The following is a 26,399-nucleotide window of genomic DNA, read 5'->3' on the forward strand; positions in this document are numbered from 1 at the left end:
CTTGGCCATGACTCGTAGTCGGCTCGTTGCTCTCGTCGCTGTGCTTCTCGTGCTCGTCCCGGCGGCGGTCCTGGTGTGGGTTCGGCTCGGGGTGGAGGATCGCCTTGCCGGTCTGCACCAGGCCGCCCCGCCATTGGAGACGGTGGCGACGTTTCGTGAGGATGTTGGCCGTCAGCCGGTGAATGTGTCGGTGGTGTGGGGCGAGCCGCGGGTGGTGGTGGCGCCGTCGTGGTTCGGGTTGGTGACGGGGGTGATGGTTTCGGCGGGTGATGTGGTGGGTGATGGTGACTCGGTGGTCGTGGTGGATGGGGTGCGTCGGATGGCGGTGGCGTCGTCGGCGCCGTTCTATCGCCGGTTGGCTTCGGGGGATCGTGGCGACGATGTGGTGATGCTCGAAGAGGCGCTGGTGCGTCTCGGGTATCTGGCGACGGCGGGTGATGGGGTGGTTCGTCAGTCGATGCTGACGGCGGTGCGGGCGTTGGCTGTGGATTTGGGTGTGGTGGGGACGGTGTCGGGGTTCGATCCGGGGTGGCTGGTGTGGCTATCCGAGGACGGGTTCGAGGTGGCCGAGGTGGCGGTTGTCGTGGGGATGTCGGCCCCGGGCCAGGGCGCGCCGCTGCTGCACGGTCCGCGCCGCATTGCTGAGATCACGGTGGCGTCGTTCGACGGTGCCAGTGTGTCGTTGCCGGGGTCGTGGGAGATGGAGGTTGGCGGCGTGGTGGTGGGTTTGGAGGACGGTGTCCCGGACCCGGCTGGTGTGTTGATGCTGTCGGCGGCGTTGGATCCGCTGACCGACGTGGTGTCCGGGGTGGTGCGCCTCTCGGTGCCGCGGGTGGTGATGGATGTCCCAGCGGCGGCCGTGGTGTCGGGTGGCGACGGGTTGGTGTGTGTGTATGTGCCCGACGGTGACGGGTTTGTTGCGGTGCCGGTGGTGTTGGGGTCGGGTCGGGCGGGGACGGTCGAGGTGGTGTCGGGTCTGGCGGACGGCGACGTGGTGTTGGCTAACCCTGCCGATGTGCTGGCAGCGCCGGCATGTCGCTGATCGCCGAAGAGGTCAGCCATGCGTATCGGCCCGGCGAGTGGGTGCTGTCGGGGGTGAGCCTCAAGGTGGGGGCGGGCGAGTCGGTGGCGCTGCTCGGTCCGTCGGGGTCGGGCAAGACGACGCTGCTGTCGATCTTGGGTTTGTTACAGACACCGACCCACGGTCGTCTCGTGATCGACGGGGAGGCGCGGTCGCCGCGGCGAGCGGGGCGGCTTCGGTCGGAGATGTTCGCCTGGGTGTTCCAGACGGTGAACACGCTGCGCCGCCGTACTGCCTTGGACAACGCCGCGGTGGGGCTGTTGGCGCGGGGGGTGGGTCGTGGAGAGTCGAGCCGACTCGCCGCCGAGGCGCTGGCTGCGGTGGGTCTCGGCGAGATGGGCGCGGTGCCGGTGGAGCGGCTGTCGGGCGGTGAGCTGCAGCGGGTGTGTATTGCGAGGGCGGTGGCGGCGCGGCCACGGTTCCTGCTGGCGGACGAACCGACCGGCCAGTTGGACCGCTCCACGTCGGATCGGGTCCTCGACGCGTTGTGGGCGGCACGACTACCCGAGACGGCGCTGGTGATCGCTACCCATGACCTCGACGCCGCTAGTCGTTGCGATCGGGTGATCCGGTTGGTGGATGGGCGGGTGGTGGCAGCATGACCGGCTGGCGGCTGCGTGACGCGGTTGGTGAGGCGTGGCGGTCGGTGACCGCCGCGGTGTGGCGCACCGTGATGCTCATGTTGGTGATGGCGGGCATGGTCGGGGCGCTGGCGTGGTCGGAGTTGGCGACCACCGACCATGTGCTTGCCTTCCAGCGAGGTTTCGATGACCGCGGCGGGTGGGTGGTGGTGGCATCTGCGACCCGTGGCGATCTCCCCGCGGACCGGTGTGTGTCGATCGCGTCGCAGCGTGGTGTGGTCTCGGCTGGGGCGATGACTCCGGGGCCGACGGTGCAGACCGCGGCGGCGCCGGGCACCCTGTTCCAGAGCGCATCGGCGACGGTGGGTGCGATCCAGCAGTGGGCGGCGTCGGCCCCGTCGTCGGCCGACCTTGCTGACGGGATCGTGGTTGGTTCCGCCGCCGCCAACGAGTTGGGCCTGGCTCCGGGGATGATCGTGACCGTGGACGTGGTCGGTGGGGACCAGCGGGTCGCTGCTGTGATCGATACTGAGGACCGCAACCCGTTTGTGGCCCGGTGGCTCATCCAGGTGGCGCCACCTGTCGGTGCCGCCAACCAGTGCTGGGTCGAGTTCGAACCCGGCACCGTCCCCGCCGGGCTGGGGGTGATGGAGGCCGTGTTCGCCGACCTGCGGCCCAACCTGGAGGTTCGCCGGTGGATCCGTCTCGACGACTTTTCCCGCGACCCGGTCGCTGAACTCGCCAATCGTCCCCAACGCCAAGCTTGGATACCCATAGGCATCGCCGCCGCCGTCTTGGTATGGGTGATCGTGTGGGCCCGCACCGCCGAGATCGGCCTCTACCGAGCCGTCGGCACCCGCACCTCCACCCTGTGGCTCTTCGGCCAGTTCGAGGCGGTGTTCGTGCTCGTCCCCGCAGCCGCCGCCGGCTACCTATGGGCAGTGGCCGCGCACGCCGCCACGGCCGATCGCCAGCCCGGCCTAGACCAACTCCTCATCGCCGCCCGTACCAGCCTCTCGGCCACACTCCTCGCCCTCATCGTCGCCCCCCTGGCCTGGGCCTGGTCAGGCCGAGGGCAAATCGCCGCCCAGCTCAAAGACCGATAATGCCTGTTGACATGGCAGAAAGAAGGAGGAATCTCCTGATTATGGGCGTCTGACCGAAAGGAGCACGCGATGCGTGTGGGAACGATCAGTCGGATGAGAAGGGGTGCGGCCGCGGCTGCGGCGCTGGCGCTGCTCGTCGTGGCGATTGGGTTCGTGCCACCGGCAGACGCCTCAGGAAGCCACGGTCAGAACTGGAGTTTCACCCAGGGAGGGATCGTCGGAACGTTCAGGGGGTACCACTACAACAGTGCGTACGACAACCCGGTGGCATACACCACTAACGTTCAATACACGTGCTACCAGGGGGTCAGGCTCACTCACAGTCAGTCGCAGATGGGGTGGAAGTACTCGGTTTATCCGCACACGTATGTCGACCAATATGGTCCCGTGTTCACGACCACGGTGTCGAGCCTGCATTACTCGCAGCACTGTTGGAACCTTGCCGGACTCACGCGGACGCTCAACTGACTGCGGATCCGACGCATGCGAGTCCGCCACTTGAGGAGGGGTAGAGAGTGGTCGCGCTGACGGCTCGGTCCGCCATTGTCGCCTTGCTCCTCGCTGCCTGCGCGGGATCGCCACAGGTGTCGCCGATCTCTTCAACCCCGTTCGATGAGATACGGATTCCCCAGTTCACGGGCCCCGGGGCGTTGGATCCAGGTCCGGAGATGGGCGGACGTGCCTTGAAAGACGAGGTATTCGCGGACGGGATGGTCACGTTTGACGAATACGAGCGCGCCATGAATGCGTACGCGCAGTGCGTCCGCGACGAAGGGTTTGAGGTGGATGGCCCATTTGTGCAAAGTCCCCAGGTCGGGTACGCGTTGTCGCCGGGTGAGGATCCACGCAACCTTCTCATCGTTTCGTTTCCGGGGATTGACTCCGAACCGAAACGTGCACGCAATAGCGAGGTGGACCTGCGGTGTCAGGAGCAGTGGTCGTTCGCGATCGAGACCGTGTGGCGGGAACAGAACGCCGCGACAGGTGCCGAGCTGGAGGCGTGGCTGGAGAGAGCTTGGGAGTGCGCCCGCCAGCGGGGGACATTGCTGTCAGATCCGCCCACTCTGGACGAGGCCATGCGATCTGCCAATGCTGGTTTCGTAGGCGACGGCTGCGTGCCGTGGGAGTGAGACCGATTCGAAGGCAGCCTCTTCGCTAGCGGTCTGCGACGTCATCGTCGCCCCCCTCGCCTGGGCCTGGTCAGGCCGAGGCAAAATCGCCGCGCAGCTGAAGGACCGGTGAGGGGGTGGAAAGGTTTCTCGTGACAGTTATAGGGGGGGCTAGCCTCCTGATTATGGGCGTCTGAGCGAAAGGAGCATGTGATGCGTGTGGGAACGATTAGTCGGGTGCGGAAGGCTGCGGCCGCGGCGACGATCGCAGCAGTTGCTCTGGTGGTACTTCCAGTGAGCGCCCATCCAGCCAGCCACGGTCAGAACTGGAGCTTCACCCAAGGCGGGATCGTCGGAACGTTCAGGGGATATCACTACCCGAGCGAGTACGACAACCCGGTCGCATGGACTTCGAACATCCAGGTCACCTGCGAGCAGAGAGTCCGCTTGACGCACAGTGCGACCCAGATGGCCTGGAAGTTCTCGGTTCACCCGCACACCTTGGTCGTCCAGTCAGGGCCAGTCGGGACGACGGTGGTGAGAAGCCACCATCAGTCGAGGCATTGCTGGAACCTTGTCCTCTCGGCGGTGCAGACACTCAACTGAGCGCACACTTTGGAAGGCGGTTGCGGCATGAGGGCGTCACGGCGCGGGTTGGTGGCTCTGCTTGCGGTGGTCGCCGCGGTGGGCTGCTCGGGTGAGGCGGGAAGTCCTGCGTCGTCCACACCTGGGGTGTCGCCGATCTCGTCGACACCGTTCGATGAGATCACGTTGGGTGTCGATCCGGGGCCCGATCGCGGTGGTGCGGCATTAAAGGCGGAGGTATTCGCCGACGGGGCGGTCACCTTCGAGGAGTATGAGCGCGCCATGCACGCCTATGCCCAATGTATGCGCGATGAAGGCTTCCAAGTCGATGGTCCGGTTCCTATGGGCCCCGAGGTTGGTGCAGCGCTGTCTCCGGGGGACGATCCTCGGAACTTTCTTCTGGTCACCTTTCCCGGGATCGTGAGTGAGGCGGAGGACCAGCGCAACAGCGAGGCCGACCTGAGATGCCAGGAGCAGTGGTCATTTGCGATCGAGAAGGTATGGGCGGAACAGAATGCAGCGACCGGGATAGAGCTTCAGGAGTGGCTGGAGCGGGCGTGGGACTGTGCCCGGCAGCGAGGCACGGTGCTCTCGGATCCTCCGACGGAACTCGAAGCAACACTCTCGGCGCTTGATGGGATGCATGACGGGTGTGTTCCCTGGGAGTGAGGCAGTAAAGACCGGTAGGCACTTGAGGTCGGACAGGTGGTTTGTGGCACCTCTATCCCGTCTAACCCTCCCAGGGGCGGCAGCCCATGGCTACCACTCTCGCCCAGTCATCCTCATGTAGCGGCGGGTCTGGAAGGTCGCTTCCCATTATGCGGGCACACTCCCATAGGCGTTCGAGCCACCCGGTCTTCTCCTTCTCAGAGGGCTGATTCAGGTCAAACCAGGCCATCTCGATTTGATGTAGCCACTGAGCGGTACACCGATCCAACGTCTCCGCAACGCCTGGTGCTTCTTGAGCGGCGAAATGCAATGGACCGGGCGGATACCTGCCTGGGTGGGGGGGAACCTCGTAGGGACCCTCAACGACATAACCGTCGCCTCGCACACATTCAACCGCCGCGAGCACCGCGCGCTCATACTCATCACGGGTGACATCGCAGTCGGCGAACACCTCTTCACGCATCGCGATGCCGCCGATGTCGGGGCCCGGATCGTCGGGTGATGGCCTGCTGTTAATCAACTCGATACGTTCGCAAGAACTCAACTCCTCGGATGGCTCAGTCTGCGCGATCGAGGAGCAAGCCGTGGCTACGAACGCGAGGGCGACGAGCACTCGAGCAACCAAGTTCCACATGGAGGCTCCTTGACTCCCCTCTAACCGGGCGCGGTACCGTAGCCTCCGGATTATGGTCGAGCGGGAGGGAGGTCAGTATGCCGTTGCGTCATCACGGCTTGGTCCTTTTGGTGCTGATGGGCTGCTCTGAAGGGTCTGGCGGCGCTGATTCGTCTACTCCGTGGTTGTCGCCGATCTCGACGACACCGTTCGATGAGATCACCCTGGATGTCGATCCGGGTCCTGATCGGGGTGGGGCTGCATTGAAGGCGGAGGTGTTCGCGGATGGTGTGGTCACGTTCGACGAGTATGAGCGTGCGATGAACGCGTACGCGCAGTGCGTCCGTGAAGAAGGGTTCGAGGTGAGGGGGCCGCTGACCTTCCCCACGGATGACGGAACCGCTGCTTTTAGGACCCGGTGAAGATCCACACGACCACCTCGTCGTTTGGTTTCCGGGGGTTACTGAGGAGCCGGAGTTGAGCCACCTCTCCGATGTGCAGTTGCGGTGTCAGGAGCAGTGGTCGTATGCGATCGGCTTCGTGTGGCGTGAGCAGAATCGGGCGACTGGCGAGGAGCTTCAGCGGTGGCTGGAGCGAGCGTGGGAGTGCGCCCGGCAGCGGGGTTCGGTGTTGTCGGATCCGCCGACGGAGATCGAGGCGATGATGTCGGCCTTCGACGGGACCCAGGACGGGTGTGTGCCCTGGGATTGAAACCGACTCGAAACCGCCTCCCCTCGGGCTCTCCGCCCCGTCATCGCCGCCGGAACTTGAAGGTCGGCTATTCGACAGTCTCGCAACTCAGAGGCGGCTGGTGTCCTGGACGGGGCAAGTGATCGAGAGGAGCGTGCGATGCGTGCGGGCACGATCGCAATCGTGTTGGCTCTGGCGACCGCGGCCTGTTCGCTGGGCGACGACCCCGGGAGCGGCGACACCAGCATTCCGGCCGTTTCTGATCCTCGGGTGTGGGTACCGTCGTCGGAGGACTATCCCAGTGACTTCGATAGCATCCCGGCCGAGATCCTCGCCGATGGTGTGGTAACTCCTGCCGAGCTCGAGCGGGCAGTCCTTGCATCCTTCGCCTGTATGGAGGCGCGCGGCCTCGAGTTCGAACCAGAGATCAAGTACGGCGCCTCGGGCTGGATCGGGAGCGTCGGGTATTCGCTTCGAGCGGTTACCGAGGAGCAGCTCGAGGAACTGAGCGCCCTAGCCGCCGACTGCGAGGTACGGCTGACCGAGGACGTGTGGGAGGTGGTGAGGACGCAGATCGCGCAGCGTGATCAGGAGGAGCTGTTGCAGGAGGTGATCGCCTGCATGGAGTCGAGGGGTGTTGCCGTGAGTCTGGACGACTCCGCAGATGGCCCTTCCGGTCTGCACAGGCTCGCCCCAGAACACTTCGACTACTGCTGGTTCGCAGCGCATTGAAAACGCTCAGCGCCTATTGCTCGACACCACAGGTCGCCAGGGCTTGCGGTGAGCGTTGAGCGACCTGTCCCACACTTCGATCCACCTGCTCGCGACGCGCTAACCCTCCCCCCTCCCCGCCTTCGGGCGGTACTCCCCCCGTCGGGGGGAGAGAGTCAGGAACCACGCGGCGGTCGGCGCTCCCCTGGCCCCTGGCCCCTGGCCCCTGGCCCCTGGCCCCTCGCCCCACGTCCCTCGCCCCTCGCCCCTCGCCCCTCGCCCCTCGCCCCTCGCCCCTCGCCCCTCGCCCCTAACCTTCGCCTATGGACGTCGACGCGCTGGAGGCCCGGGCTCGCGAGGTGCTGGACCCGATGGCGTACGACTACTACGCCAGCGGTGCCGACGACGAGATCACCGTCCATGACAACCGGGCTGCCTGGCAGCGGGTCCGGCTGCTGCCCAGAGTGCTGCGCGATGTGTCGCAACTGTCCACCGAGACCACGGTGCTCGGGACCCCGATGGCGGCGCCGATCCTCATCGCCCCGATGGCTGCCCAGCGCCTCGCTCACGCTGACGGCGAAGTCGGGATGGCCAGAGCCGCGGCGGCCACCGGCACGGTCATGGTGGTGTCGACGATGGCGACGGCGACCGTGGAGGATGTCGCCGCAGCCGCTCCGGACGGCACCCGGTGGTTCCAGCTCTACGTGCAACGCGACCGCGACTTCACCGCCGACCTGCTGAAGCGGGTTTCCGCCAGCTGGTATGGGGCGGTGGTGCTCACCGTGGACCTGCCGGTGCTGGGTCGGCGACGCCGTGATGAGATCAACCAGTTCGAGTTCCCCGAGGGGATCACCATGGCCAACCTCGAGATCGGCCTGGAGTCGGCTGGCGGTTCGGCGCTCGCCGAGCACGCCAACGCCGCCTTCGCCGCCGGTCTGGTTCCCGACGACATCGGCTGGGTCGCCGAAGTCACCGGCCTTCCGGTGCTGGTAAAAGGAGTGCTGCGCGCCGACGACGCCGAGCGGTGTGTCGCCGCCGGTGCCGCCGGTGTCGTGGTCAGCAATCACGGTGGACGCCAGTTGGACGGTGCCATCGCCACCGCCGACGCCCTCCCCGCCATCGTCGACGCCGTCGCCGGGCGGGTGCCGGTCCTCGTCGACGGGGGGATCCGCGGCGGCTACGACGTGCTCAAGGCGATCGGTATGGGCGCCTCGGCCGCATTGGTGGGTCGGCCGTTCCTGTGGGGCCTGGCTACCGGGGGTTCCGACGGTGCCGCCGCCGTGATGAAGGAGTTGATCGCCGAGTTCGAACGGGCGATGGCGCTGTGCGGATGTCGCAGCGTCGACGAGATCGATGGGTCGTTGATCGCCGCTCGGGGCGACACCTGATCTCAGACTGCGGTACCTTTGGTACTCGGGAGCCGCGGTACGGCGCTTTCGCCCCGCGGACGACACACAGCACGGAGGTGTGACCGACATGGAGGACATCGACTTTTCGCCGGTTCAGCACAAGACCTGGGCCGAGCTGTACAAGCGGCAGGTGCCCAAGATCCGTGAGCACGCCGCTTCGGAGTACCTGGAGGGTTTCGATCTACTCCAGCTGCCGGCCGAGACGATCCCGACGCTGGAGTTCCTCAACTCAAGGATCCCGCCGGCGAGCGGTTGGACGGTGGTACGCACCGATACCCGCTACACCGACTCGGACGAGTGGTACCGGTACTTCGACCGCCACGAGTTCCTGATCACCAACTACATGCGGTCGTGGGAGGAACTCGACTGGACGCCGGAGCCCGACATGTTCCACGACATCTTCGGGCACCTGCCGTTCTTCATGCTGCCGCGTTACGCGCGGCTCCAGGAGATGTTTGCCCCCGCCTACCTGGCGGCGAAGACGGACGAGGAGAAGGAGAACATCAAGCGGCTCGCCTGGTACTCCACCGAGTTCGGGATGAAGCGGGAGGACGGTGTGCTCAAGGTGTTCGGCACCGGCCTCATGTCGGGCGGTGACGAGTTCACCAAGGCCGCCACCGGCAAGTTGAAGTACGACGACTTCACCATCGAGAACGTCGTCGGCCACGACAAGGTGATGTACGAGCAGCACGAGAACCTGTACGTCGTCGACTCGCTGGAGCAGTTGGAAGCCGAGCTCAAGCGCTACTTCGACCCCATCCTGGAGCGAGCGGCAGAGAAGTAGCGAGTAGCGAGTAGCGAGTAGCGAGTAGCGAGTAGCGAGTAGCGAGTAGCGAGTATGCGCCAGAAGTCTCTCCCCCGAAGGGGGGAGTACCGCCGCAGGCGGGGAGGGGGGAGGGCGATCGCCACGTGGGCCTCGCGACACGCCTGCCCCTCTTGCGAATGGCGAATAGCGAATGGCGAATAGCGTCCCGATGACCCACACCGTCACCAACCAACCCCCGCCGCTGGATGTCGGCAACGCCTACCAGGCCAATAGGCCGCTGCGAGATGCGGTCGACCGGTACGGCGCGGGCTGGGCCGACGACGATCTGAGCCGGCTCGGTGTGGTGTCGGCGTCGCCAGAGGCTGCCGAGTGGGGGCGTATGGCCGAGGCGAACCGGCCGGTGCTACACACCCATGACCGGTACGGGCACCGGATCGATCGGGTGGAGTACCACCCCGCCTATCACGAGTTGATGCGCACTGCCGTTGGCCACGGCCTGCACGCGGCACCTTGGGTGGACCCGCAGCGGGGGTCCCACGTGGCCCGAGCGGCCAAGTTCATCGTGTGGACGCCGGTGGACTACGGCCATTCGTGTCCGATCTCGATGACCCACGCGGTGGTTCCCGCCTTGCGCCACGCCCCCGAGCTGGCCGCCGAGTGGGAACCGCGACTGGTCGGTCTCGACTACGACCGGACCGACGGGCCTGCCGCAGACAAGACCGGCGCCATCGCCGGGATGGCGATGACCGAGAAGCAGGGCGGTTCCGACGTGCGGACCAACACGACGACGGCGGTCCCCAACGGCGACGGCTCATATGCCATCACCGGCCACAAGTGGTTCTGCTCGGCACCCATGTCCGACTTATTCCTTACCCTGGCGCAGGCGCCCGGCGGGCTCACCTGTTTCCTGATGCCGCGGTGGCTGCCCGACGGCACCCGTAACCCGATCCGGGTCATGCGCCTCAAGGACAAGCTCGGCGACCGATCCAACGCCTCCTCGGAGATCGAGATGGACGGCGTGGTCGGCTGGCGGGTCGGCGATGAGGGCGCCGGGGTCAAGACCATCGTCGAGATGGTCAATCGGACCCGTCTGGACTGTGCGCTCGGTGCCGCCGCCCAGATGCGTCACGGGATCGTCGAAGCGGTCCACCATTCCCGCTACCGCGGCGCTTTCGGCAAGGACCTGGTGGAGCAGCCTCTCATGCGCCGGGTGCTCGCCGACCTCGCCCTCGAGTCGGAAGCGGCAACGGCGGCGGCGATGTGCCTCGCCGATGCGCTCGACCGCGGCGATCACCTGCTGGCACGGATGCTCACCCCGGTGGTCAAGTACTGGCTGACCAAGCGGACGCCCGGCCACGCCGCCGAGGCGCTGGAGGTGCTGGGCGGGGCCGGCTACGTGGAGGAGTCGGGGATGCCGAGGCTGTTCCGTCAGTCGCCGGTCAACGGCATCTGGGAGGGGTCGGGCAACGTCATCTGCCTCGATGTGCTGCGGGTGATGCGATCGGCTCCGGAGGCGGTGGAGGCGTTTTTTGCCGAGGTCGACGCTGCCACCGGTACCAACGCAGCGTTCGATGTCGCGGCCGCCCGGGCACGCGACGACCTCGTCGGCGTGGACGAGTCGACAGCGCGGCGGTTCGTGGAGCGCGTCGCCATCCTGCTTCAGGCCTCACTGCTGCTCCGGCACGCGCCCGCGGGAATCGGCGATGCCTTCATCGCGGCGCGAGTCTCCGAACCGGGCCTGGCTTACGGCGCCGCCGCTACCGACGCCCCGACCGACCTGTTGCTGGACCGGGCGCTGCCGACCTAGGGGTGCGCGAATAGGCTCGCCCCGGGATCAGGTTTCGGCTTGTGGCAAGCCGAAACCTAATGAAGCCAGCGACCTATTCGCGCACCCCCCTAGGCGGTCAGGTCGACGGTGTCGGCCCTGGGGGTCGCCGGCGTCACGCCACGAAGGCGGAGAGGCTCTCGGCGTGGCGGGCTGGGATGCGCGCCTTGATCCGGGTGCCGTCGGGGTCGTGAACCTCGGAGAGGATCTCGCCGACCCGGTGGATCAGGTCGACCACGTCGCCGCGGTCGAACGGCACCAGGACCTCCATGTCGGTGGCGTTGGCGGACAGCTCAGCGTCGACCGCATCCAGCAGGCGTGGGATTCCGTGGCCGGTCACCGCCGACACGGCGATCGCACCCGGCTCCAGCTTCGAGAGCCGCCGCACCGTCACGGGCGCAGCGATGTCGACCTTGTTGAGCACCAGCAGCTCGGAGACGAACCCGGCGCCGATCTCGGCGAGGGTGTCGCGGACGGCGGCGATCTGGCGCACCGGGTCGTCGGCGGCGGCGTCGGCGACATGGATGAGGAGGTCGGTGTCGACCGCCTCCTCGAGGGTCGACCGGAACGCCTCGACCAGGGTGTGGGGCAGGTTGCGGACGAACCCGACGGTGTCGGACAGCACCGCCTCACGACCCGTGGGCAGGGCCAGCTTGCGGACCGTGGCGTCGAGGGTGGAGAACAGGCGGTCTTCGACGAGCACGTCGGAGCCGGTGAGCCGGTTGAGCAGGCTCGACTTGCCGGCGTTGGTGTACCCGACGAGGGCGATCGACGGGACCCCGGCCAGCACCCGCGACTTGCGCTGTGTCGCCCGCACCTTGACCAGGTGCTCCAGCTCGTCTTCGAGCTGAGAGATCCGCTTGAGCACCCGCCGGCGGTCGCTCTCCAGCTTGGTCTCGCCGGGGCCGCGGGTGCCGATGCCGGCGCCGAGGCGGCTCATCTCCACGCCCTTGCCCCGCAGTCGGGGGAGGCGGTACCGGTTCATGGCCAGTTCCACCTGGGCCATGCCGGCCCGGCTGGTGGCGTGCAGGGCGAAGATGTCGAGGATCAGGGCCACCCGGTCGACGACGTCGACGCCGAGGATCTTCTGCAGGTTGCGCTGCTGGACCGGGGTCAGCTCGCCGTCGACCACCACCAGGTCCAGGTCGAGCGCCTGGCACACTCCGGCGAGCTCCTCGGCCTTGCCCCGGCCGATGTAGGTGGCGGGGTCTGGCTTGGCCCGCCGCTGCACGGCGGTGTCGACCACGTCGGACCCGGCGGTGTCGACCAGGCGCTCGAGCTCGTCGAGCGAGGCGTCGACCTCGATCGGACTGCGAGCGTCGTCGGCCAGTGCCACCGCCAGGGCGCGCTGACGCACGACCCCGAGGTCGGTTACTGAAGCAGTGAGCCGTTGCCGGTCGCGCCCGGCATGGCGGTCGGACATCTGGGGAAGGATAGGGGCCGTTCTGGGGGTTGACGCGGGCGGTTCATGGGCGGCGATTCGCAATTCGCGATTCGCGGTTCGCCAGGCCCGCGAATTGCGAATAGCGAATGGCGAATTGCGGCGCTACGCGCCTACTGCCTCACCCGTCTGCACATCCCACAGGGTCTTGTAGATGCCGGACCCGGTGATCAGTTCGTCGTGGGTGCCTACCTGGACCACCCGGCCCTCGTCGAGGACGTAGATGCGGTCGGCGTGGCGGATGGTGCTCAGGCGGTGGGCGATGACCACGGTGGTGCGATCCTCGGCGAGGCGGTTGAGCGACCGCTGGATGGCGGCCTCGGTCTCGTTGTCCACCGACGAGGTGGCCTCGTCGAGCACCAGCACCGGCGGGTCGACCATCACCGCCCGGGCGATCGAGACCCGCTGGCGCTGGCCACCCGAGAGCTTCTGACCTCGCTCTCCGACGATGGTGTCGTAGCCGTTGGGGAGGCGGGTGATGAAGTCGTGGGCCTCGGCGATCTCGGCGGCGTGACGGATCTGGTCGAGCGTGGCGCCCGGGTTGCCGTAGGCGATGTTCTCGGCGACGGTGCCATGGAAAAGGAACACGTCCTGGCTGACCAGGCCCATCGCCCGCCGCAGGTCGCGCATCCTCAGGGTCCGCAGGTCGTGGCCGTCGATGGTGATCGATCCCTGCGACGGGTCGTAGAAGCGCATCAGCAGCTTTACCACCGTCGTCTTGCCAGCACCGGTGGCGCCGACGAAGGCCGTGGTCCTGCCGGCCTCGATGTCCAGGTCGAGATCCACCAGGGCGGGGGTCGTGCCGGCCTGGTAGGCGAAGGTGACGTGGTCGAAGCGGATGGCCCCTACGACCGAGTCCCGCGGCAGCGATGTGGTCCCATCGGGGATCGAGGTGGTGGTGTCCAACACGTCGAGGATGCGGTTGGTGGACGCCATCGCCCGCTGGTACAGGTCGAAGGTCTCACCGAGCCGGGTCAGCGGCCACAGCAGCCGCTGGGTGAGAAACACCATGACGCTGTAGGCGCCGACCTCGAGGCCCCCGTCGAGCGCCCGGAAGCCACCCCAGATGAGGGTGGCGGTGAAGCCGGTGAGCACCACCACCCGGATCAGCGGCGAGAAGGCGCTGGACAGGCGGATGGCGCTCCGGTTGGCCATTCGGTACTCCTGGCTGGCGGCGGTGATGCGCTCCACTGAGTCGTCCTCGGCGGTGAACGCCTTGATGGTGGCGATCCCGCCCAGGTGATTGGACAGCTCGGCGTTGACCGCAGCGGCGCGTTCGCGCACCGCGGCGTAGCGGGGTTCCAGCCGCCGTTGGAACTTGAACGACCCCCACAGGATCGCCGGGATGGGGAGAAAGGCGAGCCAGGCGATCCCGGGCGCCAGGTAGAAGAAGACGACCCCGATGAGCACCACGGTGGTCAGCACCTGGAGCAGCTCGTTGGCGCCGCGGTCCAGGAAGCGCTCCAGCTGGTTGACGTCGTCGTTGAGCACCGCCATCAGGTCGCCGGTGGCGCGGTCCTCGAAGTAGCGGAGCTCCAGGTGGAGGATGTGGCCGTAGGCGTCGACTCGCATCCCGTGCTGCACGGTCTGGGCCAGGTTGCGCCAGGTGACCCCTTGCAGGTACTCGAACAGGGATTCCAGCGCCCAGATGACGAAGGTGATGATCGCCAGGGCGACGATCTGCGACCGCGGCGTGACGAAGCCGTAGGACCCGAGTACCGAGTTCTCCCGGCGGACCACGATGTCGACGGCGGCACCGATCAGCATCGGCGGGGCGATGTCGAACGCCTTGTTGAGAACCGACCAGGTCGAGGCACGGACCACCTGGCCGCGATGCTTGGTGGCGTACCGCCACAGGCGGCCGAGGGGACGGGGGCGATCGGGTTGGGTCACGGGAGAGGAGCGTAGGCACGTGAAGCTCCACGCTTGGCGCTGAGGTTTGCGGTCTGAGGTCTGACGCTCAACGCTTAACGCTCAACGCCAGAGGTCAGCGTTCTTGCGTTGAGCGTTGAGCGTTAAGCGTCGCCAGCGTCGAGCGTCGTTGACCGTCTACCCGAGCAGTTCGGCTATCTCCTCGGAGCTGATCACACCTTCGAAGCGGCCGATGACGATTCCGGCGGCGTCGACGACGAACACCCACGGCTCGGTCGGCAGCCCCCACTCGTGGACCGCCGGAACCACCGCCAGGTTGTCGGGGTCGTCGAGGTTGGTGAACACCTCGACGTGGACGAAGTTCACCTCCGGGTACGACGGCGCCATCGCCTTGAGGTCGTCGAGGGTCGGGCCGCATACGCCGGTGGTGCAGAACCGCGGCGTGGAAAAGACGATGACGCTCGGTCGGCCACTGGTCACCGCCTCGGCCACGCTCAACTCGTAGAAACGCGGGTCGGGGTCGTCGTCGGTGGTGATGGCCGCGAGCTCGGAGTCGGCGGCGGTGGGGGTGTCCGACTCCGGGGCGGGCTGGCCGAGGCCGACGGTGATCGGCTCGGGGAGGACCGTGACCGGGAACTCGGGGAGGGTTCCGCCCCCCTCCGGGATCACCTCGATGAACCAGGTCCCGGCCGTCGGGAAGTCGACGGTGGCCCGGTACAGGCCGGAGTGATCGGGGATGGCCCACATGAACGTCGCTGGCAGGGGCTCGGTCGCTTCACCGCCCTCGGGACGGACCCGGACGGTCACCGGGATGTCAGGCGACGAAAGCCGCGCCCCATCCTGGGCGACAACGGCGACGAGGAGCCGTTCGGTGCCGACGGCGAGGTCACTCGACGCAGAGAGAGCGAAAGCTCCCGCTGGGAACGCATTGGACTCATCGCCATCCCCACCACACGCCGCGGCAGTAATGGCGAACGCGAGAACGAAGGTTGCGACACGGCGGGGCATGGGCGCGAGGGTAGGCAGGATCCAGAGGGGCGAGGGGCGAGGGGACGAGGTAAACGCTACGGAGGCCTCGCGACGCGCTCGCCCTCCCCCTCCGTCTCCTCCCCCTTCGGGGGAGGAGAGTGTGCCCACGCGCCACTCGCTATCAGCTCACTCGCGGTCTGCGAAGGCCTGCAACGGTTCGGTTACCATCCGGCCCCGTGACACGCCGCCGCCGACTGTTGGTGCTCCTCGTGCTGCTCGTCGGCGTGTCGTTGTTGGCATCCTGTTCTGGTCCGGATCGGACCGAACTCCATGAGGTCGTCGACATCTCGATGCCGCAGAATTCGCTCGAGCCCGCCGGTCCCGAGGCACGCCGGATCGACGGCCTGTGGCAGCTGGTCTTTTGGATCGCCGTCGGCGTGTTCGTGCTCGTCCAAGGGGCGCTGCTGTTCGCCTTGTTCCGATTCCGTGAGCGGAAGGGCGAGCGACGGCCGATCAAGCAGCTGCACGGCAACACCAAGTTGGAGATCGGCTGGACGCTGGTGCCGGCGATGATCCTGGCCGTGATCGCGGTCCCGACCGTGTCGACCATCTTCGAGATGCGGTCACCGCCCGGTGAGGAGGAGAACGTCCTCCACATCGAGGTGACCGGCCATCAGTGGTGGTGGGAGTTTCATTACCCGGAGTACGGACTCACCACTGCCGGCGAGATGCACATCCCGGCGGGTCGCCCGGTGTGGCTCACCATGACTTCTGCCGACGTGATCCACTCCTTCTGGGTCCCGACCCTCAACGGGAAGCGCGACGTGGTGCCGGGGCGCATGTCGTACCTGCGCATCGAGGCAGATGAACCGGGTGTGTACCTGGGGCAGTGCGCCGAGTTCTGCGGGCTCGCCCACGCCGACATGCGACAGCGGGTGTTCGCCCACACCGAGGCCGACTTCGAGGCCTGGGCGGCCGCGCAGGCACAGCCGGCGGACCTGCCCACCGAGGGCCCGGCGCTGGCCGGTTGGGAGACCTTCAAGATCGTGTGCGCCTCCTGTCACGCCATCGATGGCACAGAGGTGGTGGCTGAGCTGGCGCCGAACCTGACCCACTTCGCCTCGAGGACGTCGTTTGGAGGCGCCTCCATCAGCAACACCCGTGAGCACCTGCGGCAATGGCTGCGGAACCCGTCGTCGCTCAAGCCGATGACCCCCGAGCGCAACGACGTGTCGTCCGGTCGGATCCTGGGGATGCCATCGTTGGGTCTCACCGAGCAACAGATCGACGAACTCATCGCCTTCCTGGAGGGGTTGGAGTGAGCGCCACCACGCACGAGGCCAGGGGACTGTGGGCGTGGGTGACCACCACCGACCACAAGAGGATCGGCATCCTGTACGGCGGCTCGGCGATGACGTTTTTCATCGTCGGTGGGGTCGAGGCGCTCATCATCCGGCTCCAGCTCGCCGTCCCCGATGGAGCGGTGGTGTCGGCGGATGCATACAACCAACTGTTCACCATGCACGCCACCACGATGGTGTTCCTGGTGCTGATGCCGGCGGCGGCGGCGTTCACCAACTACTTCTTGCCGATCCTCATCGGGGCCCGTGACGTCGCCTTCCCCCGGCTCAACGCCCTGTCGTACTGGATCTTCTTCTTCGGCGGGCTGTTCCTCACCATGTCGTTCTTCCTCGGCGGCGCCCCCGATGGCGGGTGGACCGGGTACGCCCCGCTCGCCCAGCAGGTCACCGAGACGGTCCGGATGGACTACTGGGCTCTCGGTCTCCAAATCCTGGGCGTGGCCTCCGTCATGGCGTCGATCAACTTCATCACCACGGTGTTCGTGATGCGGGCGCCTGGTATGAGCCTCATGCAGATGCCGGTGTTCGCCTGGATGGCGTTCGTGGTGGCGTTCCTGCTGCTGTTCTCGCTGCCGATCGTGGCGGTCGGCCTCTTCCAGGTGTATCTGGACCGCAACCTGGGGACGCTGTTCTTCGACGCCTTCGGCGGTGGCGACCCGATCCTGTGGCAGCACCTGTTCTGGCTGTTCGGCCACCCCGAGGTCTACGTGCTCATCCTGCCCGCCATGGGCATCGTCTCCGAGGTGCTGCCGACGTTCAGCCGCAAGCCGCTGTTCGGCCGGGCGTTCGTGATCTTCTCGGGCATCGCCATCGGCTTCATGGGCTTTGGCGTGTGGGCTCACCACATGTTCACCGCCGGGCTGGGGCCGGTCGCCGAGGCCACCTTCGCCATCACCACCATGTTCATCGCGGTGCCAACCGGGGTGAAGATCTTCAACTGGCTGGGGACGATCTGGGGTGGGTCGATCCGATTCGCCACCCCGATGCTGTTCGCGCTTGGGTTCATCGCCATGTTCGTCATCGGCGGGCTCTCCGGCGTCACCCACTCGGTCGTCCCCGCCGACACCCAGCAGCACGACACCTACTACGTGGTCGCCCACTTCCACTACGTGCTCTTCGGCGGCGCCGTGTTGGGCCTGTTCGCCGGGCTCTACTACTGGTGGCCCAAGATCACCGGCCGCCTGCTCGACGAACGCCTCGGCAAGTGGAACTTCTGGGTGATGTTCATCGGGTTCAACATGACCTTCGGCCCCATGCACGTTCTAGGGCTCAACGGCATGCCCCGCCGCACCTACACCTACCCGCGTGGGCTCGGCTTCGAGTTCTGGAACCTGATGGCCACGGTCGGTGCGTTCCTGATCGCTTTCTCCGTCGCCATCTTCCTGTGGAACGCCATTCGCACCCGCACCCGGGGCGAGATCGCCGGTGCCGACCCCTGGGATGGCCGCACCCTCGAATGGGCGACGCCGTCGCCGACACCGGCGTACAACTTCGCCGAGATCCCGCATGTGGAGACCGAGGACGCCTGGTGGCACGCCAAGTACACCGAGAACGACGAGGGCCACGCCGTGGCTCGCTCGAACCCACCCGATCCCGAGGCCGAGCCGACCACCGACATCCACCTGCCATCACCGTCGTACTACCCGGCGCTGGCGGCGTTCGGCCTGTTCCTGATCATGCTCGGCCTGGTGTACCCGCCGCTCGGGTTGGTCCTGTCAGGCGCCGGCGTCGGCGTCACCCTGTGGGGCCTGTTCGGCTGGTCGTTGGAGCCGCTCACGAAGGAGGAGTTGCCGGTTGCCGGTTCCCAGTCACCAGCGAGCCCGGATGCGGATGATGGTGAGGACGCCGAGGGCACCGAGGACGACAAGGGCGACGAGGGCGACGAGCAGACTGATGAAGAAGACGCCGAGAACACTGACGATGGCGATGAGGGTGATGGGGGTGAGTCGTGAGCGCTGACGCTGCCGTCGCCGAGCACCACGACGGGCATCCCGATCCGGTGCGGACCCGCAAGGTCGCCATGTGGGTGTTCCTCGGGTCGGAGTGCCTGTTCTTCGGCACCCTCATCTCTACGTTCCTGCTGTTTCGGACCAGGACCGGCGACGGTCCCACCGCCGCCGAGATCTTCGACATCCCCTTCACCTCGGCGTCGTCGTTCATCCTGCTGATGAGCTCGTTGACGATGGTGCTCGCCCACCACTCGGCGGAGCGGTCCGACTGGCGCCGGTCCCGCATCTGGCTGGTGGCGACCGCTCTGCTTGGCACCGTGTTCATCGCCGGGCAGGTGTTCGAGTTCACCGAGTTCGTTCACAACGGCCTGACCGTCACCACCAGCCCGTTCGGCACCGCCTTCTTCGTCCTCACCAGCTTCCACGGCGCCCACGTCGCCATCGGCGTGATCATGCTGTTGGGCACCGCCGGTATCTCCTACGCCGGCAGGATGCGCCCCAACGAGGGGATGAACGTCGAAGCGGTGGGTCTGTACTGGCACTTCGTCGACATCGTCTGGATCGTCATCTTCACCGTCGTCTACCTGCTGCAGGTGTGAGCCATGGCTGAAGCAACCCACCACCGCCCGCATCCCACCCCGAAGGACTACTGGAAGATCGCCGTCGTCCTCGCCGTGATCACTGCCGCTGAGATCTGGGCGACATACCTGCCCGGGCTGGACGCGGTGGTCGCCCCGCTGCTGCTCACCATGGGTGCTGCCAAGTTCTTCATCGTCGTCGGTTGGTACATGCACCTGCGCTATGAAGAACGGCTCATGAAGAATCTGTTCCTCATTGGCCTCGTGGCGGCGCCCGTCCTCTTCGGTGCCGTGCTCTTCACCTTCGGGGTGCTCATCGGAGATTGAGCTCCCGCTCAATCTCCGGTCGCCGGTTGCCGGTTGCCCGTCGACGCAGCGGGTAGCTGGTAGCTGGTAGCTGCCTAACCTCCCCCCATGCTCTTTGCTGCCGAAGCGGTCGGGATGGAAGCTTTCCCGTGGCACGTCCATCCCGAGGTCATCGGCATCATCGTTGCTCTCGTGGGGGGTTACTGGTACGCCATGCGGAGGCTGGCGCTGCGGTACGCCGAGCCCGGTGAGCCGCCGGCATCGCGACGCCAGGTCGCCTGGTTCATCGTGGCCGTCGTTTCGTTCGCCCTGGTCCAGGCGACGCCCATCCACGACATCGGGGAGGGGAGCCTGTACTCGGTGCACATGGTGGAGCACCTGGTGCTCACTCTCGTCTTCTCGCCCGCCCTGCTCAAGGGGACTCCGGCCTGGTTGATGCGGCTGCTGTTGCGTCCCTTCATGCCGGTGGTGAGGGGGCTGACCAAGCCGGTCGTTGCCTTCATCCTGTTCAACCTCATGATCGCCATCACTCACATCCCCGGGGTGGTGACTGCGGTGGTCACCAGCGAGCTCGCCCACTTCAGCATCCACCTGGGGCTCGTCATGACGGCGCTACTCATGTGGTGGCCGGTGGTCGGGCCGCTACCCGAGATCCCGAAACTGCGGCCCTTCTCGGCCATGGGGTACCTGTTCCTGCAGTCCCTGGTGCCGACCATCCCGGCATCGTTCCTGACGTTCGCCGACGACGCCGTCTACCGGGTCTACACCCAACTTCCGAAGCTGTGGGGGGTGGACGTGGTGACGGATCAGACCGTCGGTGGCCTCATCATGAAGGTCGGCGGCGGGGCGATCTTGTGGTCCGCCATCGCGGTGATCTTCTTCACGTGGGCCGCCGACGAGGAGCGGGCGAGTCGGCTTCGTACCGGTCGGGCGGTGGCGCCGTGAGACGCCTGGCCGCACTCACCCTGGCGTTGGTGCTGGCGGGATGCACCGGTGGGGATCAGCGCGTGGTCGGCACCGTGGTTTCCGTGGACGGCGACCTCCAAACCGTGACCGCGTTCGAGGTGCAGTCCCCCGAAGGTCGCCAGCGTTTCGTGCCTGGCCCCGATCTCAAAGGGTTCCTCGACGAGGAGGGGGAGATCGGTGCTCCACTCGGACACCTGTGGGAGCACCTGCGTGACGGCTTCCCCGTGCGGGTCACCTACCGCGTGGAGGACGGCATCAACGTCGCGATCCTGCTGGAGGATGGGTAGGTAGCGCCTTCGGCGCCGCGATTCGCAATTCGCGATTCGCTATTAGCCAGAGGATCGACCTGCCTCGCGGCTCCGTTCGCTGCGTCTTTCGAATTGCGAATTGCGAATTGCGAATTGCGACTATCTCTTCTTCGGCTCCCGCGCCGCTATCGCGGCGGCGCCGAAGAGGATCACGGCTGCTGCCGCGCCGAACCCGATGAGGGCGGTGAGGTGGCTGACCCCCAGCAGGAAGCGGCTGAAGGCGAACGCCCCGGCGGCGAGGCCGATCAGTGCCGCCATGGGGATGCCGACCGCTGGCGCCGCCTCCCGGAGGAAGGCAGCGAAACTCGTGGGCCACGCCTCACCTTCGAAGCCGAACATGGTTGGGCGTGACATGCGCTCTACGGATGCGGCGACCACGAGCCCGGTGGCGACCCCGGCGATGACGGCGACCAGGCCCGCCCGGAACACCGTCAGGGTCACCGTTCCGTCGAGGATGGAAGTGGCGGTGGCACCGATCGCCGCCCGGGACGCAGCGAAAGCGGCGATCGCTCCGGTGACGGCTCCGAGGCCGATGAACGCCCCAGCCGGGTAGCGACGCTCCCGCGGGGAGCCGAGGCGTCCGACGCCGTAGCCGAGACCGGCGACGGCCGCTCCCAGGGCGGTACCGGCGAGCATGATGAAGATGGTCATCGACCCGCGGCCGACGACGAAGGTGGCGCCGGATGATCCGGGGACGAGGCCGTGTTCCAGGGTGCGCGCTGCGGCGAACACGAGTGCCACGATGCCCAACGCCGCCCCAGTGAACCCCCCGAGGGCACTGGCGGTGAGAGTCTCACGGCTCACGGTCTTCTCCGTCGTCGGGATCGTCGGGGATGTTAGACGGGGCGACCCCATCGCCCTCCGCTCGGGTGGCGCGCTGTTCCGCCCATCGCACCCATCCGATGACGAGGACCAGCGGCACGGCGAGGAGCAGCCAGTTGGTCGCGTGATGGGCGACGACCCAGGGCAAAGTGCTTATCAGCTGGTGCGGCACACGTCGGGGGAGTAGATGCCGTTGACCCGGGAGTTGTCGGCCTCGGACTCCACCGGACCCCACAGCAGGATGTCGCCCTGCGGCGACCCACGTAGCTCGAACGAGGTTCCGATCGACGGGTACACCCGGAAGAGGATGTCGAACCCTTCGTAGATGGTCCGCAGCGTCTCGACCGTGTCACCGACCCGGAGACCGGAGAGGGTCTGCATGTCGGTGACCTCGGACGTCACCCCGCCGTACCGGAGGTCTATCCGATAGGAGACGAACTCGGTGGTAGCGGCCTCGCCGCGCGACACGATGTTGAGTGGCCCCCAGCGCACCACCCGGATCGTGTCGCCAGGGCACTCGCCCCAGGTGCCCGAGCCGACGATGAAGCCGGTGTCGTCGGTGGGCGGGCCGAAGGTGGCCGCAAAGCGCCCCAGGACGATGCTGCCGGCAGTCCCGAAGGCGAGGGTCCCGATGCCGTCGGCCTGCATGGTCAGCTCGCTCACCGGGATCGGTTCGCCGGTGGCGACGATCGGTGGCTTGGTATCGTCGCCGCCACCAGGCAGCGTGGTCAGGGTTCCGTCTGGATCGTCCGGATTCGTGGTAGCGGTGGGATCGGTGGTGCCGTCACCGGGGGTGGTGGTGTCGGTGGCCAGGGTGGTGCTGGTGCCGCTGCTTCCCTGCGGGTCGGCGAACAGCCCGAAGGCGATGATGCTCACCGTGACCGATACGGCGGCCACGGCGAGGCCCACGATCCACGGGCTCGCCTGGGGCGTCGGCCGGCCCGTACCGGGGGGCGGCGTCACGGGCCCGCCGCCCCGAGGCCGGGGTCGAGCCTGCTGCCGGGCATAGTCGGGGTCGAAGGCCGGAAAGGGCTCTCCCTCCTCCGGCCCGCGCGGTGTCTGTCCTTCCACGTTTCGCCTCCCTGGACGGTGACAATCCTACGCACGCGGTGCGATAGACACGCGTCACGTTTCACGCGGCACGCGTCACGTAGCAGATGGCCGCCGAGCGGCAGAACGCGATTCGCGATTCGCGGTCGACGGCGCTACCCCAGCGTGATTGGGGGTGGCAGGGACTCCTTTAGGGCGGTGGGATCGGTGGTGGGGGCGTCGCACACCCAGCCGCGGCAGGCGTAGGCGGTGGCGCGGCCGTCGATCGTCGGGCGCTGGCGCAGCAGCGGAACGACGGTGTCGTCATCGTCGCCTTCGGCGAGGAACACCTCGGGCCGGTACCCGCCGCGGACGATGGCGGTGAGCGGACCACGGTCGGGGCCTACGACCGCCACCTCCGTCGGCGGGGCCAGGGAGACCAGGGCCACGGACATGAGGTGGGCGAACGCATCGGGGTGGCGACGCGCCGTCGGTGTCGCCATGCGGAGGACGTCATCGAGGAGGCGGTGCCAACGGTCCTCACCGGTGAGGGCGGCCATGTGCTGGAGAGCCTCCGCCGCCAGCGCGTTGTCGGAGGGTGTCGGGTTGTCGAACAGGTTTTTCGGGCGGGCGATGAGCCGCTCGGCGTCGGAGCCCGTCGTGAAGAACCCGCCGTGATCGGCATCCCAGAAGAGGTCGACCATGTCGGCGGTGATCTCGGCGGCGTGCTCGAACCAGCGGCCCTCCCCGGTGGCCCGATACAGCGAGAACAGCCCGACGGCGACCGCGGCGTAGTCGTCGCAGAATCCCGGCCCACTGTGCCGCCCGGCCCGGGTCGACCGGACCAGCCTGCCATCTTCGCGCCTCAGCTCGGTGAGGATGAAGGCGGCGGCGGCGCGGCTCCGCTCGACGAGCGCGGGATCGGCGAGGGCGCTGCCCGCGGCGGCGAATGCGCGCACCGCCAGCCCGTTCCAGGCGCACACCGCCTTGTCGTCGAGGCCGGGGCGCTGGCGCCGGGCGCGCAGCTCGCCGAGCGCCCGAAGGGTGGCGGCGACGGCCGCCTCCACGTCGACGACCCCGATGTCCAGCTCGGAGGCCATCTCCTCGGCCGTCACCGGCTCGTGAACGATGGAGCGCCCCTCGAAGTTGCCCTCCGGAGTGACGCCCAGGGCGCGTAGCGCGATCGGAGCGGCGTCGCCGGCGGCCCGAGCCACCTCGTCGTGGTCGAAGACGTAGAAGCGGCCCTCCTCTCCCTCCGAGTCGGCGTCCTCGGACGAGGCGAACCCGCCGCCGGGCAGCGACAGGTCGGACTCCATGTAGGCGAGGGTGGAGCGGGCCGCCGACTCGAATCGGGGCGACCCGGTGACCTGGGACGCCCGGGCGTAGAGACGGGCGAGCAGGGCGTTGTCGTACAGCATCTTCTCGAAGTGGGGCACCAGCCAGCGGCGGTCCACCGAGTACCTGGCGAACCCGCCGCCGACCCGGTCGTGGATGCCGCCGCGGTGCATGGCGGTGAGCGAGACGGCCAGCATGTCCGCCGACTGCGGCGCCCAGGGGCGGCCCGCCGAGCGGAGGAGGAACTCGAGCGTCGACGCCTGGGGGAACTTCGGCGCCGTCCCGAACCCGCCGAACGTGGCGTCGAACACGCCGGCGATGCCGTCGTGGACGGCCGCCAGCGTCGCCTCGTCGGGCTGGTCCCGGTCGGGGAGGGCGGGTGCGGCGACTGCGGTCCGGAGCCGCTCGGCCTGGCCCTCGATCTCGCCGCGACGCTGCTCCCACGCCTCGTGCACCGCCTCGAGGACCCGGGTGAACGACGGATGCCCGTACCGGTCGGTGGGGGGGAAGTAGGTCCCGGCGTAGAAGGGCTCTGCCTCCGGCGTGAGGAAGACGGTCATCGGCCACCCGCCGCGGCCGGTCATCATCTGGACCACGTCCATGTACACGCGGTCGACGTCGGGTCGCTCTTCGCGGTCGACCTTCACGTTGACAAACCACCGGTTCATGAGCTCGGCGGTGGCGGCGTCCTCGAACGACTCGTGGGCCATCACATGGCACCAGTGGCAGGCGGCGTAGCCGACGGAGAGCAGGACCGGCACGTCGCGTTCCCGGGCCACGGCGAAGGCGTCCTCCCCCCACTCGTACCAGTCCACCGGGTTGTCCCGATGCTGGAGCAGGTACGGGCTGGTGGCGTCGGCGAGGCGGTTGGCCATTCCGAGACGGTACCGCGGGCAGGGCACTGAGCACTGGGGAAGGGGCATGGGAGGGCGCCCGAGGTCGACCATCGGGTCGCCGATGAGAGCGCGCCGGACATCGACGCGCCGCGACGGCGATGGGCTATGGGCTGTCGGTTCTTGGTTCTTGGTTCTTGTCTCTTGGTTCTTCCATGGGAATGTCCCCTGGTATTGGGGGGTTCACAAAGCGCGGTCCCTGTGACATAGTTGGGACCAGTGGGTTTCCGTGCAACGCACGGGCCGTTCGCCACACACGCGACGAGTGCTGGCGATCGCGTCCGCCCGATTTCTCTTGGAGAGGACGATATTCATCGATGGCAGTCTCGAAATCCCGACGGGACCGTGACCGGAGCAAGCTGACCGACGAGCGCGGTCGGCTCACGACCGACCTCGTCAGCCAGTACCTCACGGCAATCGGTGAGTACGAGCTGCTCACCGCCGAGCTCGAGGTCGAGTTCGCCCAGAAGATCGAAGCAGGCGAGGAGGCGCAGAAGCGCCTGGAGGCTCGTGACTTCAAGGGCAAGGCCGAGGAGGTCGAGCTCAAGCGGATGGCCCGTCTCGGACGCCAGGCCAAGGATGACTTCCTCACCGCCAACCTGCGGCTGGTGGTGGCCAACGCCCGCCGTTACGCCAATACGTCGGGCATCGATTTCCTCGACCTGATCCAGGAGGGCAACCTCGGTCTGATCCGTGCCGTCGAGAAGTTCGACTGGCGCAAGGGCTTCAAGTTCTCCACCTACGCCACCTGGTGGATCCGGCAGGCGATCACCCGCGCCATCGCCGACAAGTCGCGCACCGTGCGCATCCCGGTGCACCTCCACGACACGCTGGCGGCGGTTCGGGCAGCCCAGGCGAGTCTCAAGGCTGAGCTGGGACGGGATCCCAAGCCGGCCGAGATCGCCGAGGAGGCCGGGGTCACCGTCGACAAGGTCGAGCTGGCGCTCGGTGTCGCCGACACCGTTTCGCTGGAGCAGCCGGTCGGTGAGGATGGTGCCCAGCTCGGCGACTTCATCGAGGATGAAGACGCCGTCGATCCGGTCAAGGTGACCGAGGAGGGCGACATCGCCGACAGCCTGCGGCGTTCGATCTCCCGTCTCCCCGATCGGGAGGGTCGCATCCTGGCGCTGCGCTACGGCTTCCTCGACGGTGTACCCCGCACGCTCGAAGAGATCGGCGATGAGTTCAACCTGACCCGCGAGCGCATCCGTCAGCTGGAGAAGCTGGCGCTGTGCCGTCTCCGCCATCCGTCGTTCGGCATTCGCGAGCAGGACCTGGTGTAGTCGGGCCTGGCGGCCCTTCGAGTAGCGAGTAGCGAGTCGGGCCTGGCGGCCCTTCGAGTAGCGAGGATCGGTGGACGGACGCGGTCGCCGGTGAGCCCCGGTACTCTCGCCTCGCTACTCGCTACTCGCTACTCGCTACTCT

The 26,399-nt window shown here is 67.3% G+C and carries 27 protein-coding genes; 19 read left to right on the forward strand and 8 right to left on the reverse strand.

Annotated features, from left to right (window positions below; translation table 11 throughout):
• Positions 1 to 7 precede the first annotated feature (7 nt).
• The 6 genes from WEA29_07095 (at position 8) to WEA29_07120 (ending at position 5,131) form a co-directional block, all read left to right on the forward strand.
• Positions 8 to 1,042 (forward strand): hypothetical protein, encoded by a 1,035-nt coding sequence (locus tag WEA29_07095; protein ID MEX2323521.1) that lies wholly within the window; start codon positions 8 to 10, stop codon positions 1,040 to 1,042.
• Entirely contained in the window at positions 1,033 to 1,683 is a 651-nt protein-coding gene (locus WEA29_07100) for an ATP-binding cassette domain-containing protein (protein ID MEX2323522.1), read from the forward strand. Before WEA29_07095 ends, WEA29_07100 begins: the two co-directional genes overlap by 10 nt.
• On the forward strand, positions 1,680 to 2,768 hold the full coding sequence (locus WEA29_07105; GenBank protein ID MEX2323523.1) for a hypothetical protein: 1,089 nt from the start codon (positions 1,680 to 1,682) through the stop codon (positions 2,766 to 2,768). Before WEA29_07100 ends, WEA29_07105 begins: the two co-directional genes overlap by 4 nt.
• Before the next feature lie 93 nt (positions 2,769 to 2,861).
• The gene (locus WEA29_07110; protein ID MEX2323524.1) at positions 2,862 to 3,236 is read left to right on the forward strand and encodes a hypothetical protein; all 375 of its coding nucleotides are present in this window, start codon (positions 2,862 to 2,864) and stop codon (positions 3,234 to 3,236) included.
• Between the two features lie 47 nt (positions 3,237 to 3,283).
• Positions 3,284 to 3,898, forward strand: coding sequence for a hypothetical protein (locus WEA29_07115; GenBank protein ID MEX2323525.1), 615 nt, complete (start codon positions 3,284 to 3,286; stop codon positions 3,896 to 3,898).
• A gap of 612 nt (positions 3,899 to 4,510) precedes the next feature.
• Positions 4,511 to 5,131 carry a hypothetical protein gene (locus WEA29_07120; protein MEX2323526.1) on the forward strand — a complete coding sequence of 207 codons (621 nt, stop codon included), beginning with the start codon at positions 4,511 to 4,513 and terminating at the stop codon, positions 5,129 to 5,131.
• A gap of 61 nt (positions 5,132 to 5,192) precedes the next feature.
• On the opposite strand, the gene WEA29_07125 is transcribed toward WEA29_07120, so the two are convergent.
• Entirely contained in the window at positions 5,193 to 5,765 is a 573-nt protein-coding gene (locus WEA29_07125; GenBank protein MEX2323527.1) for a hypothetical protein, read from the reverse strand.
• A gap of 77 nt (positions 5,766 to 5,842) precedes the next feature.
• Here WEA29_07125 and WEA29_07130 point away from each other — a divergent pair, with 77 nt between their 5' ends.
• The 6 genes from WEA29_07130 to WEA29_07155 all read left to right on the forward strand — a co-directional run bounded on the left by WEA29_07130 (position 5,843) and on the right by WEA29_07155 (position 11,127).
• The gene (locus WEA29_07130; GenBank protein MEX2323528.1) at positions 5,843 to 6,166 is read left to right on the forward strand and encodes a hypothetical protein; all 324 of its coding nucleotides are present in this window, start codon (positions 5,843 to 5,845) and stop codon (positions 6,164 to 6,166) included.
• 55 nt (positions 6,167 to 6,221) lie between these two features.
• The gene (locus WEA29_07135; protein MEX2323529.1) at positions 6,222 to 6,455 is read left to right on the forward strand and encodes a hypothetical protein; all 234 of its coding nucleotides are present in this window, start codon (positions 6,222 to 6,224) and stop codon (positions 6,453 to 6,455) included.
• A gap of 138 nt (positions 6,456 to 6,593) precedes the next feature.
• The gene (locus WEA29_07140; protein MEX2323530.1) at positions 6,594 to 7,166 is read left to right on the forward strand and encodes a hypothetical protein; all 573 of its coding nucleotides are present in this window, start codon (positions 6,594 to 6,596) and stop codon (positions 7,164 to 7,166) included.
• Positions 7,167 to 7,468: 302 nt separating this feature from the next.
• Complete coding sequence (locus tag WEA29_07145; protein ID MEX2323531.1) at positions 7,469 to 8,533, forward strand: alpha-hydroxy acid oxidase; 1,065 nt, start codon at positions 7,469 to 7,471, stop codon at positions 8,531 to 8,533.
• Between the two features lie 88 nt (positions 8,534 to 8,621).
• Positions 8,622 to 9,338, forward strand: coding sequence for a hypothetical protein (locus WEA29_07150; GenBank protein ID MEX2323532.1), 717 nt, complete (start codon positions 8,622 to 8,624; stop codon positions 9,336 to 9,338).
• A 190-nt stretch (positions 9,339 to 9,528) separates the two neighbouring features.
• The gene (locus WEA29_07155; GenBank protein MEX2323533.1) at positions 9,529 to 11,127 is read left to right on the forward strand and encodes an acyl-CoA dehydrogenase family protein; all 1,599 of its coding nucleotides are present in this window, start codon (positions 9,529 to 9,531) and stop codon (positions 11,125 to 11,127) included.
• A gap of 133 nt (positions 11,128 to 11,260) precedes the next feature.
• Here the strand turns inward: WEA29_07155 and hflX are convergent, their stop codons facing one another.
• The 3 genes from hflX to WEA29_07170 form a co-directional block, all read right to left on the reverse strand.
• Complete coding sequence (gene hflX / locus WEA29_07160) at positions 11,261 to 12,568, reverse strand: GTPase HflX (protein ID MEX2323534.1); 1,308 nt, start codon at positions 12,566 to 12,568, stop codon at positions 11,261 to 11,263.
• A 123-nt stretch (positions 12,569 to 12,691) separates the two neighbouring features.
• The gene (locus WEA29_07165; GenBank protein ID MEX2323535.1) at positions 12,692 to 14,479 is read right to left on the reverse strand and encodes an ABC transporter ATP-binding protein; all 1,788 of its coding nucleotides are present in this window, start codon (positions 14,477 to 14,479) and stop codon (positions 12,692 to 12,694) included.
• Between the two features lie 156 nt (positions 14,480 to 14,635).
• A complete protein-coding gene (locus tag WEA29_07170; protein MEX2323536.1) occupies positions 14,636 to 15,466 on the reverse strand; it encodes a hypothetical protein in 831 nt (276 codons plus the stop codon).
• 197 nt (positions 15,467 to 15,663) lie between these two features.
• On the opposite strand from WEA29_07170, the gene coxB reads away from it, so the two are divergent.
• The 6 genes from coxB to WEA29_07200 all read left to right on the forward strand — a co-directional run bounded on the left by coxB (position 15,664) and on the right by WEA29_07200 (position 20,874).
• Complete coding sequence (gene coxB / locus WEA29_07175) at positions 15,664 to 16,749, forward strand: cytochrome c oxidase subunit II (protein MEX2323537.1); 1,086 nt, start codon at positions 15,664 to 15,666, stop codon at positions 16,747 to 16,749.
• Positions 16,746 to 18,740: a cytochrome c oxidase subunit I gene (gene ctaD / locus WEA29_07180; protein MEX2323538.1), complete on the forward strand. Its 1,995-nt coding sequence runs from the start codon at positions 16,746 to 16,748 to the stop codon at positions 18,738 to 18,740. Before coxB ends, ctaD begins: the two co-directional genes overlap by 4 nt.
• Complete coding sequence (locus WEA29_07185) at positions 18,737 to 19,336, forward strand: heme-copper oxidase subunit III (protein ID MEX2323539.1); 600 nt, start codon at positions 18,737 to 18,739, stop codon at positions 19,334 to 19,336. Before ctaD ends, WEA29_07185 begins: the two co-directional genes overlap by 4 nt.
• Before the next feature lie 3 nt (positions 19,337 to 19,339).
• Positions 19,340 to 19,642, forward strand: a complete 303-nt coding sequence (locus tag WEA29_07190; GenBank protein ID MEX2323540.1) for a cytochrome C oxidase subunit IV family protein — start codon at positions 19,340 to 19,342, stop codon at positions 19,640 to 19,642.
• Between the two features lie 87 nt (positions 19,643 to 19,729).
• The gene (locus WEA29_07195) at positions 19,730 to 20,566 is read left to right on the forward strand and encodes a cytochrome c oxidase assembly protein (protein MEX2323541.1); all 837 of its coding nucleotides are present in this window, start codon (positions 19,730 to 19,732) and stop codon (positions 20,564 to 20,566) included.
• The gene (locus tag WEA29_07200) at positions 20,563 to 20,874 is read left to right on the forward strand and encodes a hypothetical protein (protein MEX2323542.1); all 312 of its coding nucleotides are present in this window, start codon (positions 20,563 to 20,565) and stop codon (positions 20,872 to 20,874) included. Before WEA29_07195 ends, WEA29_07200 begins: the two co-directional genes overlap by 4 nt.
• A gap of 120 nt (positions 20,875 to 20,994) precedes the next feature.
• On the opposite strand, the gene WEA29_07205 is transcribed toward WEA29_07200, so the two are convergent.
• From WEA29_07205 to WEA29_07220, 4 genes are all read right to left on the reverse strand, one after another.
• A complete protein-coding gene (locus WEA29_07205; GenBank protein ID MEX2323543.1) occupies positions 20,995 to 21,699 on the reverse strand; it encodes a hypothetical protein in 705 nt (234 codons plus the stop codon).
• Positions 21,689 to 21,889, reverse strand: a complete 201-nt coding sequence (locus WEA29_07210; GenBank protein MEX2323544.1) for a hypothetical protein — start codon at positions 21,887 to 21,889, stop codon at positions 21,689 to 21,691. The genes WEA29_07205 and WEA29_07210 overlap by 11 nt, the downstream gene beginning before the upstream one ends.
• Complete coding sequence (locus WEA29_07215; GenBank protein ID MEX2323545.1) at positions 21,874 to 22,788, reverse strand: hypothetical protein; 915 nt, start codon at positions 22,786 to 22,788, stop codon at positions 21,874 to 21,876. The genes WEA29_07210 and WEA29_07215 overlap by 16 nt, the downstream gene beginning before the upstream one ends.
• A gap of 134 nt (positions 22,789 to 22,922) precedes the next feature.
• The gene (locus WEA29_07220) at positions 22,923 to 24,956 is read right to left on the reverse strand and encodes a thioredoxin domain-containing protein (protein MEX2323546.1); all 2,034 of its coding nucleotides are present in this window, start codon (positions 24,954 to 24,956) and stop codon (positions 22,923 to 22,925) included.
• A gap of 335 nt (positions 24,957 to 25,291) precedes the next feature.
• Between WEA29_07220 and WEA29_07225 the strand changes: the two genes are divergently transcribed.
• The gene (locus WEA29_07225; protein MEX2323547.1) at positions 25,292 to 26,257 is read left to right on the forward strand and encodes a sigma-70 family RNA polymerase sigma factor; all 966 of its coding nucleotides are present in this window, start codon (positions 25,292 to 25,294) and stop codon (positions 26,255 to 26,257) included.
• Positions 26,258 to 26,399 lie beyond the last annotated feature (142 nt).

The sequence above is a fragment of the Acidimicrobiia bacterium genome (assembly GCA_040902765.1).
In the GTDB taxonomy this organism is placed as follows: Bacteria; Actinomycetota; Acidimicrobiia; order Spongiisociales; family UBA11373; genus DATKBG01.

What these genes read in the sequence shown, in the direction of transcription:
- WEA29_07190 (MEX2323540.1), top strand. Translation starts at nt 19,340, where the DNA reads ATGGCTGAAGCAACCCACCACCGCCCGCATCCCACCCCGAAGGACTAC.
- WEA29_07155 (MEX2323533.1), top strand. Translation starts at nt 9,529, where the DNA reads ATGACCCACACCGTCACCAACCAACCCCCGCCGCTGGATGTCGGCAAC.
- WEA29_07120 (MEX2323526.1), top strand. Translation starts at nt 4,511, where the DNA reads ATGAGGGCGTCACGGCGCGGGTTGGTGGCTCTGCTTGCGGTGGTCGCC.
- WEA29_07105 (MEX2323523.1), top strand. Translation starts at nt 1,680, where the DNA reads ATGACCGGCTGGCGGCTGCGTGACGCGGTTGGTGAGGCGTGGCGGTCG.
- WEA29_07110 (MEX2323524.1), top strand. Translation starts at nt 2,862, where the DNA reads ATGAGAAGGGGTGCGGCCGCGGCTGCGGCGCTGGCGCTGCTCGTCGTG.
- WEA29_07130 (MEX2323528.1), top strand. Translation starts at nt 5,843, where the DNA reads ATGCCGTTGCGTCATCACGGCTTGGTCCTTTTGGTGCTGATGGGCTGC.
- WEA29_07125 (MEX2323527.1), bottom strand. Translation starts at nt 5,765, where the DNA reads ATGTGGAACTTGGTTGCTCGAGTGCTCGTCGCCCTCGCGTTCGTAGCC.
- WEA29_07150 (MEX2323532.1), top strand. Translation starts at nt 8,622, where the DNA reads ATGGAGGACATCGACTTTTCGCCGGTTCAGCACAAGACCTGGGCCGAG.
- hflX (MEX2323534.1), bottom strand. Translation starts at nt 12,568, where the DNA reads ATGTCCGACCGCCATGCCGGGCGCGACCGGCAACGGCTCACTGCTTCA.
- WEA29_07095 (MEX2323521.1), top strand. Translation starts at nt 8, where the DNA reads ATGACTCGTAGTCGGCTCGTTGCTCTCGTCGCTGTGCTTCTCGTGCTC.
- WEA29_07140 (MEX2323530.1), top strand. Translation starts at nt 6,594, where the DNA reads ATGCGTGCGGGCACGATCGCAATCGTGTTGGCTCTGGCGACCGCGGCC.
- WEA29_07100 (MEX2323522.1), top strand. Translation starts at nt 1,033, where the DNA reads ATGTCGCTGATCGCCGAAGAGGTCAGCCATGCGTATCGGCCCGGCGAG.
- WEA29_07195 (MEX2323541.1), top strand. Translation starts at nt 19,730, where the DNA reads ATGCTCTTTGCTGCCGAAGCGGTCGGGATGGAAGCTTTCCCGTGGCAC.
- WEA29_07145 (MEX2323531.1), top strand. Translation starts at nt 7,469, where the DNA reads ATGGACGTCGACGCGCTGGAGGCCCGGGCTCGCGAGGTGCTGGACCCG.
- WEA29_07220 (MEX2323546.1), bottom strand. Translation starts at nt 24,956, where the DNA reads ATGGCCAACCGCCTCGCCGACGCCACCAGCCCGTACCTGCTCCAGCAT.
- WEA29_07170 (MEX2323536.1), bottom strand. Translation starts at nt 15,466, where the DNA reads ATGCCCCGCCGTGTCGCAACCTTCGTTCTCGCGTTCGCCATTACTGCC.
- WEA29_07225 (MEX2323547.1), top strand. Translation starts at nt 25,292, where the DNA reads ATGGCAGTCTCGAAATCCCGACGGGACCGTGACCGGAGCAAGCTGACC.